General features: G+C 74.2%; 15 protein-coding genes. 7 read left to right on the top strand and 8 right to left on the bottom strand.

Translation table 11 applies throughout. From position 1 onward, the window contains the following. The first annotated feature begins 198 nt into the window (after positions 1-198). On the top strand, positions 199-1,308 hold the full coding sequence (locus D7I43_RS19415; protein ID WP_120329962.1) for a glycoside hydrolase family 12 protein: 1,110 nt from the start codon (positions 199-201) through the stop codon (positions 1,306-1,308). Between the two features lie 173 nt (positions 1,309-1,481). Here the strand turns inward: D7I43_RS19415 and D7I43_RS19420 are convergent, their stop codons facing one another. The 3 genes from D7I43_RS19420 to D7I43_RS19425 form a co-directional block, all read right to left on the bottom strand. Continuing rightward, a complete protein-coding gene (locus tag D7I43_RS19420; protein WP_120329963.1) occupies positions 1,482-2,447 on the bottom strand; it encodes a golvesin C-terminal-like domain-containing protein in 966 nt (321 codons plus the stop codon). Next, on the bottom strand, positions 2,447-2,617 hold the full coding sequence (locus D7I43_RS33090; RefSeq protein ID WP_192902201.1) for a hypothetical protein: 171 nt from the start codon (positions 2,615-2,617) through the stop codon (positions 2,447-2,449). Before D7I43_RS33090 ends, D7I43_RS19420 begins: the two co-directional genes overlap by 1 nt. 134 nt (positions 2,618-2,751) lie before the next feature. After that, positions 2,752-3,540, bottom strand: a complete 789-nt coding sequence (locus D7I43_RS19425; protein ID WP_120329964.1) for an aldo/keto reductase — start codon at positions 3,538-3,540, stop codon at positions 2,752-2,754. 96 nt (positions 3,541-3,636) lie between these two features. On the opposite strand from D7I43_RS19425, the gene D7I43_RS19430 reads away from it, so the two are divergent. After that, positions 3,637-4,692 carry a DNA polymerase ligase N-terminal domain-containing protein gene (locus D7I43_RS19430; RefSeq protein WP_120329965.1) on the top strand — a complete coding sequence of 352 codons (1,056 nt, stop codon included), beginning with the start codon at positions 3,637-3,639 and terminating at the stop codon, positions 4,690-4,692. 14 nt (positions 4,693-4,706) lie between these two features. After that, on the top strand, positions 4,707-5,897 hold the full coding sequence (locus D7I43_RS19435; RefSeq protein WP_120329966.1) for a threonine synthase: 1,191 nt from the start codon (positions 4,707-4,709) through the stop codon (positions 5,895-5,897). Between the two features lie 9 nt (positions 5,898-5,906). Here D7I43_RS19435 and D7I43_RS19440 read toward each other — a convergent pair whose 3' ends face one another. The 4 genes from D7I43_RS19440 to D7I43_RS19455 all read right to left on the bottom strand — a co-directional run bounded on the left by D7I43_RS19440 (position 5,907) and on the right by D7I43_RS19455 (position 9,466). Then, entirely contained in the window at positions 5,907-7,703 is a 1,797-nt protein-coding gene (locus D7I43_RS19440) for a glycoside hydrolase family 15 protein (RefSeq protein ID WP_120329967.1), read from the bottom strand. Between the two features lie 51 nt (positions 7,704-7,754). Next, on the bottom strand, positions 7,755-8,144 hold the full coding sequence (locus tag D7I43_RS19445) for a cupin domain-containing protein (RefSeq protein WP_120330110.1): 390 nt from the start codon (positions 8,142-8,144) through the stop codon (positions 7,755-7,757). Positions 8,145-8,389: 245 nt separating this feature from the next. Further along, complete coding sequence (locus tag D7I43_RS19450) at positions 8,390-8,797, bottom strand: hypothetical protein (RefSeq protein ID WP_120329968.1); 408 nt, start codon at positions 8,795-8,797, stop codon at positions 8,390-8,392. A 198-nt stretch (positions 8,798-8,995) separates the two neighbouring features. Beyond that, positions 8,996-9,466 (bottom strand): septum formation initiator, encoded by a 471-nt coding sequence (locus tag D7I43_RS19455; protein ID WP_120329969.1) that lies wholly within the window; start codon positions 9,464-9,466, stop codon positions 8,996-8,998. A 103-nt stretch (positions 9,467-9,569) separates the two neighbouring features. On the opposite strand from D7I43_RS19455, the gene D7I43_RS19460 reads away from it, so the two are divergent. The 4 genes from D7I43_RS19460 (at position 9,570) to D7I43_RS19475 (ending at position 13,434) form a co-directional block, all read left to right on the top strand. After that, positions 9,570-10,265 (top strand): response regulator transcription factor, encoded by a 696-nt coding sequence (locus D7I43_RS19460; RefSeq protein ID WP_120329970.1) that lies wholly within the window; start codon positions 9,570-9,572, stop codon positions 10,263-10,265. Next, entirely contained in the window at positions 10,262-11,584 is a 1,323-nt protein-coding gene (locus tag D7I43_RS19465) for a sensor histidine kinase (protein WP_120329971.1), read from the top strand. Before D7I43_RS19460 ends, D7I43_RS19465 begins: the two co-directional genes overlap by 4 nt. Positions 11,585-11,666: 82 nt before the next feature. Beyond that, positions 11,667-12,233: a PepSY domain-containing protein gene (locus D7I43_RS19470; RefSeq protein WP_120330111.1), complete on the top strand. Its 567-nt coding sequence runs from the start codon at positions 11,667-11,669 to the stop codon at positions 12,231-12,233. 103 nt (positions 12,234-12,336) lie between these two features. Beyond that, entirely contained in the window at positions 12,337-13,434 is a 1,098-nt protein-coding gene (locus D7I43_RS19475; protein WP_192902203.1) for a beta family protein, read from the top strand. A gap of 40 nt (positions 13,435-13,474) precedes the next feature. On the opposite strand, the gene D7I43_RS19480 is transcribed toward D7I43_RS19475, so the two are convergent. Continuing rightward, entirely contained in the window at positions 13,475-13,756 is a 282-nt protein-coding gene (locus tag D7I43_RS19480) for an adhesin (RefSeq protein WP_120329972.1), read from the bottom strand. Positions 13,757-13,828 lie beyond the last annotated feature (72 nt).

The raw sequence follows: 13,828 nt of genomic DNA on the forward strand, positions 1-13,828 counted from the left end.
GAGCCGCCGGGCGGACGGGTGGGGAGCGCCGGCCGGTGACCGGCCCGGACGAGGCCACCAGGCGCAAAACCTGACTTTCCGCCCCTTTCCGTCGAGCGGTTGCGCCACTGTTTCACGGATGTAAATGTGTTCTCTGCGTGGGAGCGCTCCCGTACCTCGTCCGGCGCCCAGGGCAGGCGCCCACCCCCAAGGAGCAGCATGAGACGTCTACTTCGGGCCCTGGCGGCCACCGGCCTGCTGGTCAGCGGCTCCCTCGTCGCCGTGGCCCTGGGCGGGAACGCCTCCGCCGACACCCAGATCTGCGAGCAGTACGGCTCGACCGTCATCGGCAACCGCTACGTCGTGCAGAACAACCGCTGGGGCACGAGCGCCCAGCAGTGCATCAACGTCACCGACACCGGCTTCGAGATCACCACCCAGAACGGCAGCAACCCGACCAACGGCGCGCCGACCGCGTACCCCTCGGTCTACCTGGGCTGCCACTACACGAACTGCTCCCCCGGCACCAACCTGCCGATCCAGGTGAGCCAGATCAGCAGTGCCACGAGCAGCATCACCTACCGGTACGTGAGCGGCGCCATCTACAACGCGTCGTACGACATCTGGCTCGACCCGACGCCGAAGACCGACGGCGTGAACCAGATGGAGATCATGATCTGGCTCAACCGCCAGGGGCCGATCCAGCCGATCGGCTCCCCGGTCGGCACCGCCACCCTCGCGGGACGCACCTGGGAGGTCTGGCGGGGCAGCAACGGCTCCAACAACGTCATCTCGTACGTGGCGCCGTCCCCGATCACCAGCCTGAACTTCAGCGTGCTCGACTTCATCACCGACGTCCGCAACCGCGGGGCCATCACGAACTCGTGGTACCTGACCAGCATCCAGGCCGGTTTCGAGCCGTGGCAGGGCGGCGTCGGCCTCGCGGTGACCTCATTCTCGGCGGCCGTGAACGGGGGCGGCACCCCGCCGCCGACCACGCCGCCGCCGGGCACGGGCTGCGCCGTCACCTACACGCCGAACTCCTGGAACACCGGCTTCACCGCCGACGTGCGGATCACCAACACCGGGTCCGGCACGGTCAACGGCTGGACGCTGACCTACCAACTGCCCGCCGGGCAACAGGTCACGAACTCCTGGAACGCGACGGTGAGCCAGAGCGGCTCCACGGTGACCGCGCGGAACCTGAGTTGGAACGGCACGATCGCGCCGGGCGGCAGCGCCAGCTTCGGCTACCAGGGCACGCTGAGCGGGGCGTACGCCTCGCCGACGAGCTTCACGCTCAACGGGGTGCCCTGCGCCGCGGCCTGAGACCCGCGCGGGGGTGCGCCTTCCGGACGCACCCCCGCGCGGTCAGCGGACGCGACCCCCGTCCCGGTCGCGTCCGGACCCCGCGCGGAGGGTGCGGCACCAGGGCCGCACCCTCCGCGCCCGTCACCCCGTGCCGCCCGCACCGGGACGCGCCACGGCGGCTCGGGGCGCGCTCAGACCCGGGTCAGGCGGACCGCGTCGGCGATGACCAGGCCGCCGGCGGAACTCCACCGGCTCACCGCCACCCGGTTCGCGTCCCCGGCGGGCAGCGCGAACGTGCCGAGGGTGCGCCACTGCCCACCGGTGACCCGCTGGTCGACGTAGACCGTGCGGTTGCCGGTGGTCGTGGCGACGATGTAGGGGGTGGCGCTGTTGTAGCCGGCGTTGGCCGGCCACCAGGCGTCGACGCGGTAGTTGCCGGCGGCGGGCACGTCGAAGCGGTACCAGGCGGGGTCGCTGGCGGCGACCGGGTCGGCGTACCGGTAGTCGGCGCCGTAGCGCTGCCCGGAGTACGAGGAGACACCCCAGTTCCCGCTGGCGCTGAAGCGACCGGCGGTCGTGTTGTCCACGACGGACGACCAGGCGCCGCCCCCACCGGCCATCTTCGCCGCCACGTCGGCGCGCATGACGTCCAGGTCGATGAAGGAAGGGTCGATCTTGCCGGTGGTGCTGGTCTCCCGGTGCCCCCGCGCGTGGCTGGCGTCCCGGCCCAGCCGGGTGAGCACGGCCGCGGTGGCGGCGATCGAGGCGTCGTACTGCGCCGTCGTCATCTCCTGGGACACGCCGTTGTAGTCGATCTCCCAGCCGATCATCAGCGTGTTGCCGTCACCGGCCGGGATCGGTCCGCTGCCCCGGCTCACGCCGGCGTGGTTGCAGCGTCCGGCCGAGATGACGTGGAAGACACCGTGGTAGTCGACGAGGGCCTGGCAGAGCGGACCGGGCAGGTCCGAGCGGCCGTTGATGCAGATGTTCAGCGCCGGGTGCGGGTTCGTGGCGCTGGAGGTCGACGCCGTGTGGTGCCAGAGCACGCCGATCGGGTTGAAGTCGCCCGGACGCATCCGGTTGAGCCAGTCCCCCTCGACGACGACCTGGACGCCCGCGGACCGGAGCACGTCCACGAGCCAGGGAATGGTGGCCATCAGGCACCGCCGAGCAGGTCGGCCAGGCACTCGGCCTTCGGCGCGTCGTCCGCGGGGGCGGCGGCGGCCGGGGCGGGTCGGAGGGTGGCGCCGGTCACCGCGGCGGCCACCAGGGCCGGGACACCGAGCAGGCCCCGGCGGCGCAGACGGAGGGGTCGGGACGTGGCCATGGCGCTCCTTCAGCGAGGCGGAGGGGTCACGACGCATCGACGTACGTGATGGCGGCACGCTACATCCTCACGTACGTCTATGTCGATACCCTTCATCACCGCTCGCTCGGCTGAAGGAAATTGGCAGACGCCGGTCAGGTCGAGCCGAGCGCGTCGATGTCGCGCATCTCCTCGGCCGTGAGCGAGAAGCGGAACACGTCGGCGTTGGCCTGGATGCGCTCCGGGGTCACGCTCTTCGGGATCACCACGATCTCGTGGTCGATGTGCCAGCGGAGCACCACCTGGGCCGGGGACACGTCGTGCGCGGCGGCCACCCGGGCCAGCACGGGGTGGGACAGGTCGCTGGTCGAGAGCGGGCTGTAGCCCTCCAGCACCACGCCGCGGTCCCGGTGCTCGGCGTGCCGCTGCCGGTCGTACAGGAACGGACTCCACGGGATCTGGTTGACCGCCGGGTTCTCCTCGGTGGCCTGGATGAGCTCGTCGATCTGCGACGTGCTGTAGTTGCTCACCCCCACCGCCCGCGTCAGGTTCTCGTCCCGGGCCGCCAGGAACTCCCGCCACACCGGGATGCTGTCCTCCGCCGAGGTGGGCGGCCAGTGGATCAACCACAGGTCCACGTAGTCGGTGTCGAGCGCCCGCAGACTCGCCTCCAGCGTCGCGCGCTCCTGGCCCACCCGCTGCGGCGGCAGCTTCGTGGTGATGAAGACGTCCTCACGACGCAGTCCGCTCTCCTTGAGCGCCTGGCCGACCTCGTTCTCGTTGCCGTACATCGTGGCGGTGTCGATGTGCCGGTAGCCGGCGTCGAGCGCGGCCAGCACGGCGTCGTACCCCGCCTTGCCGGTCGCCCGCCACGTGCCGAAACCGAGCAGGGGCATCCGCACCTCGCCCGGGAGCAGGACGGTGGGCTGGTCCTCGTGGTCCATGACGACCGTTCTACCCGCCCGCACCCCCCGCATGCGGCGGAACCCGGCACTCCGCGCCGGCCAGCGCGACCGGCCCGGTTGCCGGAGAATGCGGGTGTGGCGGACCGGCTTGAGGAGTACCGACGCCGGCGGAACGCGGCCCGCACCCCCGAGCCCGTGCCGGAGAAGCCCGCGCGCCGGCGCGGCGGACGTGCCGCCGGACGGTTCGTCATCCAGCAGCACCACGCCCGCAGCCTGCACTGGGACCTGCGCCTGGAGCGCGACGGGGTGCTGGCCTCCTGGGCGGTGCCGCGCGGGCTGCCCCGGGACACGGGCCGCAACCATCTCGCCGTGCACACCGAGGACCACCCGATGGAGTACCTCGACTTCCACGGCGAGATCCCGGCCGGCGAGTACGGCGGCGGCACCATGACGATCCACGACCGGGGGACGTACCGCTGCGAGAAGTGGCGCGACGACGAGGTCATCGTGGTGCTCGACGGGGAGCGGACCTCCGGTCGCTACGTGCTGTTCGCCACCGGCGGCAAGGAGGGCCGGGACTGGATGGTCCGGCGGATGGACCCGCCGCCGGAGGGCTGGACGAGCATGCCGGACCTGGTCCGCCCCATGCGTCCGACGCCCGCCGCGCGTCTCCCCCGCGACCAGGCCGAGTGGGGTTACGAGCTGCGCTGGGACGGAACCCGCGCGGTGGCGTACGTCTCGGGCGGGCGGCTGCGGCTGCTCGCCGAGGACGACGAGGAGGTGACCGGGTCGTACGCCTGGCTGCGCGACCTGGCCGAGGCGATGGCGCCCACCGAGGCGGTGCTCGACGGCGTGCTGGTCCGCATCGACGGCGCCGGGCGGGTGCGCCCGGCCCCGGCCACCAGCGGAAGTCGCGTGCCGCAGGGCGCGCAGTACCTCATCTTCGACCTCCTCTGGCTGGAGGGCGTCACCTGTGTGGAGCTGCCGTACGCCCAGCGCCGGGAACTGCTCGACGGTCTGGCGCTGACCGGCCCGCGCTGGCAGACTCCGCCGTGGTTCCCCGGCACGGGCGCCGAGGCCCTGCGCACCGGCCGCGAGCAGGGGCTGCCGGGGGTGGTGGCGAAACGGCTCGACTCCCCCTACGAGCCGGGACGGCGCAGCCGGCGCTGGTTGAGCATCGACGCGACCTGACGGCGAGGAGCGACGTGTACCTGACCCACCTGGAATGCCCCCGCTGCGGCCAGGACCGTCCCGCGGACCGCCCCCAGAACCTCTGCGACTGCGGCTCGCCCCTGCTGGCCCGGTACGACCTCGCCGCCGTGGCCCGGGCGGTCACACCGGAGCGGTTCCCGCTGCGCCCGGCGGACCTCTGGCGCTACCGGGAGCTGCTGCCGGTGGCCGACCCCCGGCACGTCACCAGCCTCGGCGAGGGGTGGACGCCGCTGCTGCGGGCGCCCGCGTACGGCGCGGAGATCGGCATTCCCGACCTCATCGTGAAGGACGAGGGGCTCACCCCGACCGGCTCGTTCAAGGCCCGGGGCGCCGCGGTGGGGGTGAGCCGTGCCCGCGAGCTGGGCGTGGAGCGGATCGCCATGCCCACCAACGGCAACGCCGGCGCGGCCTGGGCGACGTACGCGGCGCGCGCCGGGCTCGGCGCCACCATCGTCATGCCGCTGGACGCCCCGGTCATCTGCCGCCGCGAGTGTGTGGCCGCGGGCGCCGACCTGCGCCTCGTCGACGGGCTCATCAGCGACGCCGGCCGGCGGGTGGCCGACCTGGTCGCCGCGTCCGGCGGCGCGGTCTTCGACGCCGGCACGCTGCGCGAGCCGTACCGGCTCGAGGGCAAGAAGACCATGGGGTACGAGATCGTCGAGCAGCTCGGGTGGCAGGTGCCCGACGTCATCATCTATCCGACCGGTGGCGGTGTCGGGCTCATCGGCATCCACAAGGCGCTGGAGGAGCTGCGCGAGCTGGGCTGGATCGAGGACCGGACGCCCCGGCTCGTGGCCGTGCAGTCCACCGGGTGCGCGCCGATCGTGCGGGCCTTCGCCGCCGGCGAGGAGCGCGCCCAGCCGTGGGAGGACGCGCGCACCGTGGCGTTCGGCATCACCGTGCCGGCCCCGCTCGGCGACGAACTGATCCTGGCCGCGCTGCGCTCCAGCGCCGGCACCGCCGTGGCCGTGTCCGACGAGGAGATCGTGGCCGACCTGCGGGACTTCGCGGCGCGGGAGGGGCTGCTGCTCTGCCCGGAGGGGGCGGCCTGCCTGACGGCCGCCCGGCACCTGCGGGCCGGCGGCTGGATCCGGGCCGGGGAGCGGGTGGTGGTGCTCAACACCGGCACGGGCCTGAAGTACCCGCAGACCGTGGACGTGTCCCGCGTGCCGGTGCTGCCCTGACGTCGACGGTCAGTACCAGTTGGGGTCGGTCAGCCGCCAGGCCGCGTTGATCAGCCCGATGTGCGACAGGGCCTGCGGGGTGTTGCCCAGTTGGGCGCCCGTGCCCAGGTCGACCTGCTCGCTGAACAAGCCGACGTCGTTGGCGTGGCCCGCGACCCGCTCGAACAGCTCCGCGGCCCGCCGCCGCTGGCCGGTCATCGCCAGGCACTCCACCAGCCAGAACGAGCAGAGCAGGAAGCCGGCCGGGTCGGTGTTCCAGCGCCGGACCAGGCCGTCCTCGGTGCCCAGTTCGCGCTCGACGACGGCGATGGTCGAACGCATCCGGGGGTCGGTGGCCGGCAGGAAGTGCGTGATCGGCAGGAACAGGGCCGAGGCGTCCAGCTCGGCGGAGCCGAACGCGCCGGTGAAGGCGCCGATCCGCTCGTTCCAGCCCTCGCGGAGCACGGTGTCGCGGATCTCGTCACGGATCACCGCCCAGCGCCGTGGGTCGGCCTGCGCACCCAGCCGGTCGGCCAGCAGCACGGCCCGGTCCATGGCCGTCCAGCAGAGCACCTTCGACGACAGGTAGTGCCGCTCGTCCTCCCGGGTCTCCCACATGCCCCGGTCGGGCAGGTGCCACGTGCAGGCCACCTGCTCGGTGAGGCCGAGCACCATCTCCCGCAGTTCCTCGTCGAAGGTGTCCCCGAGGTAGTCGCGCAGCCGCCAGACCGCGGCAAGGACCTCGCCCGGCACGTCGAGCTGTCGCTGCCGCCAGGCGTCGTTGCCGACGCGTACCGGCAGGCTCCCGCCGTAGCCGGGCATGTGCGGGCAGACGTGCTCGGTGAGGTCCCGCTCCCCCTCCAGGCCGAACACGACCGGCACCGGCTCGTCGCCGATGCGGCCGATGGAGCGGGTCACCCAGGCGAAGAGGCGGGACGCCTCGTGCGGGCACGCCGCCACCCAGAGCGCCCGCATGGTCATGGCGAAGTCGCGCAGCCAGGAGTACCGGTAGTCGTAGTTGCGGTCGCCCCCGAGCTTCTCGGGCAGCGAGGTGGTCAGCGCCGCCGCCACGGCGCCGCTGCGGGCGTACGTCAGGCCGGTGAGCACGGTCGCGCTGGGGCGGACCAGCTCCGGGTACCGCCCCGGGTACGTGTGCGTCTCCCGGTACGCCTCCCACGCCTGGATCGTCTCGGCCAGCGTGGTCAGCGGGTCCACCCGCACCGGCGGCTCGCCGTAGGTCCCCCCGTACGCCAGGTGGAAGCCGACGACCTGGCCGGCGGAGACCTCGAACTCCTGCCGCACGCTGTCCCGGCCGGCCCGCAGCGGCAGCCCCCGGGCGCCGAGCACCAGGGCCACCGGGCCGGCGGTGGCCAGCACGCTGCCGTCCGGCTGGTCGTACAGGTACGGGGTGAGCAGGCCGTGTTCGGGGCGGGGCACGAAGTCCAGCCCCATCCGGACCCGGCCGCTCAGCCCTTCGACGACCCGGATCAGCACGCCCGGGGAGTTCATGCCGAGCTCGTGCGCACGGGCGCCGACCTCCGCGGCCAGCGCGTCGGTGACCGCCACGCTCCCCTCGGGCGTGTGGTGCACGGTGCGCAGCACCAGGGTGTCCGGGTGGTACGCGCGTTCCACCCGGTGCCCGGCCCCGCCGGCGCCGACCGGGCCCAGCTGGAAGTGCCCGGCGTCGGGCCCGAGCAGCCGCGCGAACACGGCGGACCCGTCGAAGCGGTCCGGGCACCACCAGTCGACCGAGCCGTCCCGGCTCACCAACGCGCCCGAGCGGCAGTCGGAGAGGAATCCGTAGTCGGAGATCGCCGGCTGCTCCACCCACGCCGGGTACCCCGGTCGACCGGGATCCAACGGCCGGGGCGGTCCCCGTCAGGCAGGCGGCTCGTCCTCGCCGGCCTCCTCCGCGGCGTCCGCCTCCTCCTTCGTCCGGTGCACCGCCTGGTCGGCGTGCTCCGGCGGGCCGTAGACGGTGTAGAGCACCAGCGGGTTGGGGCCGGTGTTGACGAAGTTGTGCTTCGTGCCGGCGGGCACGACCACGAGGTCGCCCTGGACGACCTCCCGCTTCTCCCCCGCCACGCGGGCCTCGCCGGTGCCGCTCACGAAGGTCAGGATCTGGTCGATGTCCTCGTGCACCTCTTCGCCGATCTCACCGCCCGGCGGGATCGTCATGATCACCAACTGGGTGTGCCTGCCGGTCCACAGCACACGCCGGAAGTCCGGGCTCTTCTCGGCGACGGTCGCGATCGTGAAATGCTCCATGCCGCTGCCCATACCCGTTCGCGTGCCGCGCAACCCGGGACTCGCAGATGGTGGAATTCGCCACTTCATCGAGGTTTGGTTCCGGACGGAACGGGGATCGACCCTCCGACCGGCGCGGTTCGCCGGTCGAGCCAGGTCCCCGCTGTCGTACCGCCGAACGGCTGCGGTGGTGGGAGACGGCCAGAGCGCGGCGACGCTCCGACCACGGTCGGGCGGCGCCGTGCGCTCGTCTGCGCCGCGCCCGCTCAGGCCAGCACGGCGAGGTGGAACGGCCGGTCCGCGGCGGTGCCGTCGCTGGTGAAGGTCTCGACGAAGACCCCGTTCGGGATGCCGGTGCGGCCGGCCACCGAGATCACGCCGGCCGGCGCGACGCCGGTGCTGCCGGGGAGTCCGAGAGTGCCGACGTAACCGGCCGCCGACACGTCCTGGTCGAAGATCACCTGGTACATCCCGGTGGCGAGACGGTCGGCGGTGGCGACGCCGAGCCCCCGGACCAGCGTGCCGTTGGCGTTGACCACGGCGAAGAGCACCCGCGCGGTCGCCGGCAGGCCGACACCCGCGCAGGTGGTCACCTCGTCGTCGGCGCGGACGGCATCGCCCTCCTCCGGGGCAGGCTGGGCCGCCGACAGCCGCCGGGATCTCGAGCTGGGCATGGTGGGGTCCTCTCCCTGCTGACCGGCCCGGCCGGCCAGCGATGAGGCGGTCTGGGGCAACAGGGGATCAGCGGCGATCGCACCCTCTGTCATCGAACCTAGATCGGCGTTCGCGGGGTCAACCAGTCGGAGCCCTGTCCGATCATGGACATTCCTCGATACCGCGAGGTCAGTTCACCTATCCTGGCCCGCCGCAGCTCAGTCGTCCTCCACGGCGACCGGTTCCCCGCCGAGGCAGCGCAGTTTCAGCTCGTACCGTCCGGCGGCGCCCTCGAAGCGGACCTCGACGTCGTCGTCGGGGCCCCGGTCGGCGTCGCGCGCCCGGAAGCCCTGGGCCGGCGACCACGAGACCAGCCGGATCCCCTCGGGCGTGCACTCGGCGACCGCCGTTCCACCTGCCGTGGCGAAGCTGCGCCGCGCGCCGGCCGGCGGTGACGCGGCCGGCGGTGTCGCGGTGGCCGGTGCGGCCGTCGCCGCCGGCGCCCCGGTGGGCGAGGACGGTGGCGGGTCGGCGGCGAGGGCACGCGCGATCTCGTCCTCGCCGCGCACCCCGCCCGGCGTCCCGGTGATGCTCTCCCCCACCAGGCGGATCGCGCCGAGCCCGATGAGGGTGGCGACCGCGGCGGTCGCCAACCACCCGATCGACACGAGGAGCCAACGGCGGCGCATGTCGCGAGTGTGCCCGACCGGACGTTGGCGCGGGCACATCGGGACGCTAAGGGAGGGTTAACGGTCTGCCGCGACGGCCCGCGCAGCGGCTAGCCTGCGAAAGGTGGCCCGCCTGCTGCTCATCGAGGACGACCTCGCCATCCGGACCCCGCTGATCCGGGCGCTGCGGGAGCGCGGGCACGCGGTGGCCGCCGCCTCGACCGCCATGGCCGGCCTCCGCGACGCGCTCGACGACCGGCCCGACCTCGTCGTGCTCGACCTCGGGCTGCCCGATCTGGACGGTCGGGAGCTGCTGCGGATGCTGCGCGCCGTCAGCTCCGTGCCGGTCATCGTGGCCACCGCCCGGGACGACGAGGCGGAGATCGTGCGGGTGCTCGACGCGGGCGCCGACGACTACGTGGTCAAGCCGTTCACGGCGGCGCAGCTCGACGCCCGCGCCCGGGCGGTCCTGCGCCGCGCGCCGGGCGCCACCGGGGCGGCCGACCCGCCGCTCGTCGTGGGCGGCCTGCGCGTCGACCCCCGGTCCCGGCAGGTGACCCTGGACGGCACGCCGGTCGACCTCACGCCGCGCGAGTTCGACCTGCTGCACCACCTCGCGGCCCGTCCCGGCCAGGTGGTCACCAAGCGCGAGTTGCTCACCGAGGTCTGGCAGATCCCGTACGGCGGTGCCGACAAGACGGTCGACGTCCACCTGTCGTGGCTGCGGCGCAAGCTCGGCGAGAGCGCCCAGGAGCCGCGCTACCTGCACACCGTGCGCGGGGTCGGCGTCCGGCTGGAGCCGCCCCGGGCCGCCGGATGAGGGCTCGGCTGGCGCTGCTGGTCGCCGCCGTCAGCGTCCTCATCCTGCTCGCGTTCCTGGTGCCGCTGGCGCTGCTGGTGCGCACCGTCGCCGAGGACCGCGCGACGGTCCGGGCCACGGCCGACGCGCAGAGCCTCGTGCCGGTGGTCGGGACCGCCGACGAGGCGACCATCCGCCTCACCGTCGAACAGCTCGCCGCCGAGTCGGGCCGGCCGGTGAGCGTGTACCTGCCCGACGGGACGGTCCTCGGTACGCCCGTGCCCCGCACCCCGGCCGTCGCGCTCGCCGCCCGTGGCCAGAGCCTGACCGGCGAGTCGGCGTCCGGGCGGGAGGTGGTCATCGCCGTGCAGGGCCGACCGGACGGCACGGGCGTGATCCGCGTCGGCGTGCCGCGCGACCAGCTCACGGCGGGGGTCACCCGGGCGTGGCTCGTGCTGGCGCTGCTCGGGTTCCTGCTGGTGCTCATCGGCCTGGTGGTCGCCGACCGGCTGGCCCGCACCCTGGTCCGGCCGATCGGCGCGCTGTCGGCGGTCTCGCACCGGCTCGCCAACGCCGAGTTGGACGCCCGGGTCACCCCCTCCGGGCCGCCCGAGCTGCGGGAGGTGGCCCGCGCGCTGAACCACCTGGCCGGCCGCATCCAGGAGCTGCTGGTGCAGGAACGCGAACAGGTGGCCGACCTGTCGCACCGGCTGCGGACGCCGTTGACCGCGCTGCGCCTGGAGGCGGAGTCGCTGCGCGACCCGGAGGACGCGGCCCGGATCACCGGTGCCGTGGACGGCCTCGAACGGGCCGTCACCGGGCTGATCCGGCAGGCCCGGTGGCGGCAGACCCCCGCCGCCGGCCCGGCGGGCGCGGACGCGGCCGAGGTCGTCGGCGACCGGGTGGCCTTCTGGTCGGTGCTGGCCGAGGACACCGGGCGGTCCGTGACCCTCGACCTGGCGCCCGGCCCGATGCCGGTCGGCGTACCGGCCGACGAGCTGACGGCCGCCGTGGACGCGCTGCTCGGCAACGTCTTCGCGCACACGCCGGACGGCACCGCGTTCAGCGTGCGGCTCGCCCGCGAGGGCGGGCAGACGGTGCTGACCGTGGCCGACCGGGGCCCCGGCCTGCCGGCCGACGCGGTCCGCCGGGGCGCGAGCGCGGCCGGCTCGACGGGACTGGGCCTGGACATCGTCCGCCGCGCCGCGCAGGCCGCGGGCGGGCGGCTGGAGCTGCGTACGGCGCCGGGCGGCGGGGCGGAGGTGCGGGTCCTGCTCGGCCCGCCGCCGGCCCGGCCGGGCGCCACCGCGACGCTCCCGGCGCAGGCCCCGGACGCTTAACCCGGCCTTAGCCTTCGGGCAGCGCGGCCCTATCCGCCGTGGACCGATCCTCGATGGCAGGAACCGAGGAGAGGTGGACATCATGAGGCGTAGTTCGATGATCCTTGCGTCGGCCGGCGGCGTGGCCGTCCTGGCCGTGGCGGGGGTGGCGATGGGCGTCGCCGTGGCCGACGACGGACGGTCCCCCGGCGCCGCCCTCGTCGCGGCCACCACGGCGCCGACGCCGGGCGGCAGCACCACGGCGCCGACGCCCGACGACAGCACCACGGCCCCGGCGCCGGACGACAGCACCACCGCCGCGACGCCGGGCGGCTCCTCCTCCACCGGCGGTACGCCGTCGGGGAGCACCGGACCGGCCGGCGAGTCGCGGATCGACCCGCAGCGGGCCGGCGAGATCGCCCTCGCGAAGGCCGGTGGCGGACGCATCGTCGAGATCGAGGCCGAGCAGGAGCACGGCCGTCCGGTGTGGAGTGTCGAGATCGTGTCCGGGGACGTGGAACACGACATCGACGTCGACCGGGACAGCGGTGCCGTGCTCCGCGCGGAGCGGGAGGCCGCCGACGACGACGGTGACGACGACGGGCGCCACGACGGCTCGCACGACGATGACGATGACGATGACGACGACCGGCACGGCGACGACGACTGAGCGGCGTCCGCGGCCCACCGCCCGACCGGCGGTGGGCCTGCCGGCGTCCCTCGTCGGACCGCGTGGCCCTGTCACCGCGCGACCCGTCCGCCTACATTGAACTATGGAGCCCGCCCACGGGGGTCGGGCGGCGGAACCGGTCTACCGCCCCATCCTCGCCTGTCGGCGGGGCGAGCTGGAGGCGTTGGGTCATCTCGACGTCACCGTCGCCCCGCTGGTCGCGCCGATCCTCGACATCGACATCCTCGACGCGTCCGTACCGGACGCTCTCGCCCGGCTTCCCTCGGGACTCGTCCCCGCCGTCGACGTGAGCCGGCTGCCCGACGCCCGCGAGACCGAGCTGGTGCGCTGGGGCGTACCGCTGGTGCCGGTCGTGGGTCTCGGCGAGAGCGACCGACGGCTGGTCGCGCACGGGGCGGCGGCCCGGGCGTACGCGCGGCGGGCGGTGATCCGCCTGCGCACCCGGCGGGACCGCTCGGGCCCGGACGCGACGACCGCGGCCGTGGAGCGGATCTGGCGGTTCACCCGGACGGCGCCGGAGCAGTGCGACCTCCTCGTCGACGCGGGCGACGTGTGCTGCCCCGCCGACCTGCGGGAGGCCGAGTGGCGCATCCGGCGGCTGCTGGACTGGTCACGCCGGTACGCCTGGCGGTCGGTGACCGTGGCGTCGGGCGGCCTGCCGCCGACCCTGGCCCGGCTGCCCACCGACGAACCCGTCCGGCTGGAACGCTGGGACTGGCAGCTGTGGGAGCGCGTCGCCGACCGCGACGTGGGCTACGGGGACTACGGCGTCGGGTCGGCCCAGGGCGGTGCCGGGCAGCCGGGCGACCGGCTGCCCACGATGTGCTACACCACCGACGGCGCCTGGTGGGTGTACCGCTGGTCGCGGCGGGGTGGCCGGGGCGACGACCGGGTGGCGGACCTGTGCCGCACCCTCGTCTCCGCGCCGCACTGGCCCGTCGCCGGGGCGGCGTTCTCCTGGGGCGACCACGAGATCCTGCGCCGGGCACGCCGGGTCGCCGGCGCGGGCTCGGCCAGCGCCTGGACGGCGTGGAGCACGTCCCACCACCTGGCGCAGGTGCTGACGGACCTGCGGTACGCAGGCCCGGACGGCCGGCCGCAGTGGAACGGTGTGAACACGGCGGAACGCCGCCGGTCGTCCCGGCCGTCACGCGGCGGGGACGCCCGGCGGGCGGGTTAGGAGCCGGGGGGCGGCGCCCCGTGGGGCGCGCCCCGCCGGGTCACTGCTTCTCGGTGAAGCCGAACTGCACGATGCCCTGGTCGTCGACGGTCGCGTCGACCGAGGCGTCGCCGAGGATCTCCGCGGCGTCGGCGTCCAGGAAGATCCGCGCGCCCTGGTTGTCCACCACGTGGTCCCCCTGCGTCGGGCCCGCGACCAGCTCGACGGTGAGCGAGCCCGCGGAGGCGTCGGCGGCGATACGCACCCCGCCGTCCTCGCCGACGTCCTGCTGGTTGGCCAGGTCACGGATGACCAGGACGGCGTTGTCGGTCATGGTGAGCATGGTGGAACTCCTCGTGGCTTCTCTCGGATCGCGGTCGGAACGGCGCAGACCGGTGATCGGCCCGCGTCCGGG

Source organism: Micromonospora globbae (assembly GCF_003610785.1).
Lineage (GTDB): Bacteria > Actinomycetota > Actinomycetes > Mycobacteriales > Micromonosporaceae > Micromonospora > Micromonospora globbae.

Excerpts from the sequence above, each read along its gene's own strand:
- D7I43_RS19425 (WP_120329964.1), bottom strand. The coding sequence starts at position 3,540 with ATGGACCACGAGGACCAGCCCACCGTCCTGCTCCCGGGCGAGGTGCGG.
- D7I43_RS19445 (WP_120330110.1), bottom strand. The coding sequence starts at position 8,144 with ATGGAGCATTTCACGATCGCGACCGTCGCCGAGAAGAGCCCGGACTTC.
- D7I43_RS19455 (WP_120329969.1), bottom strand. The coding sequence starts at position 9,466 with ATGCGCCGCCGTTGGCTCCTCGTGTCGATCGGGTGGTTGGCGACCGCC.
- D7I43_RS19450 (WP_120329968.1), bottom strand. The coding sequence starts at position 8,797 with ATGCCCAGCTCGAGATCCCGGCGGCTGTCGGCGGCCCAGCCTGCCCCG.
- D7I43_RS19470 (WP_120330111.1), top strand. The coding sequence starts at position 11,667 with ATGAGGCGTAGTTCGATGATCCTTGCGTCGGCCGGCGGCGTGGCCGTC.
- D7I43_RS19475 (WP_192902203.1), top strand. The coding sequence starts at position 12,337 with ATGGAGCCCGCCCACGGGGGTCGGGCGGCGGAACCGGTCTACCGCCCC.
- D7I43_RS19480 (WP_120329972.1), bottom strand. The coding sequence starts at position 13,756 with ATGCTCACCATGACCGACAACGCCGTCCTGGTCATCCGTGACCTGGCC.
- D7I43_RS19415 (WP_120329962.1), top strand. The coding sequence starts at position 199 with ATGAGACGTCTACTTCGGGCCCTGGCGGCCACCGGCCTGCTGGTCAGC.
- D7I43_RS19420 (WP_120329963.1), bottom strand. The coding sequence starts at position 2,447 with ATGGCCACCATTCCCTGGCTCGTGGACGTGCTCCGGTCCGCGGGCGTC.
- D7I43_RS33090 (WP_192902201.1), bottom strand. The coding sequence starts at position 2,617 with ATGGCCACGTCCCGACCCCTCCGTCTGCGCCGCCGGGGCCTGCTCGGT.
- D7I43_RS19465 (WP_120329971.1), top strand. The coding sequence starts at position 10,262 with ATGAGGGCTCGGCTGGCGCTGCTGGTCGCCGCCGTCAGCGTCCTCATC.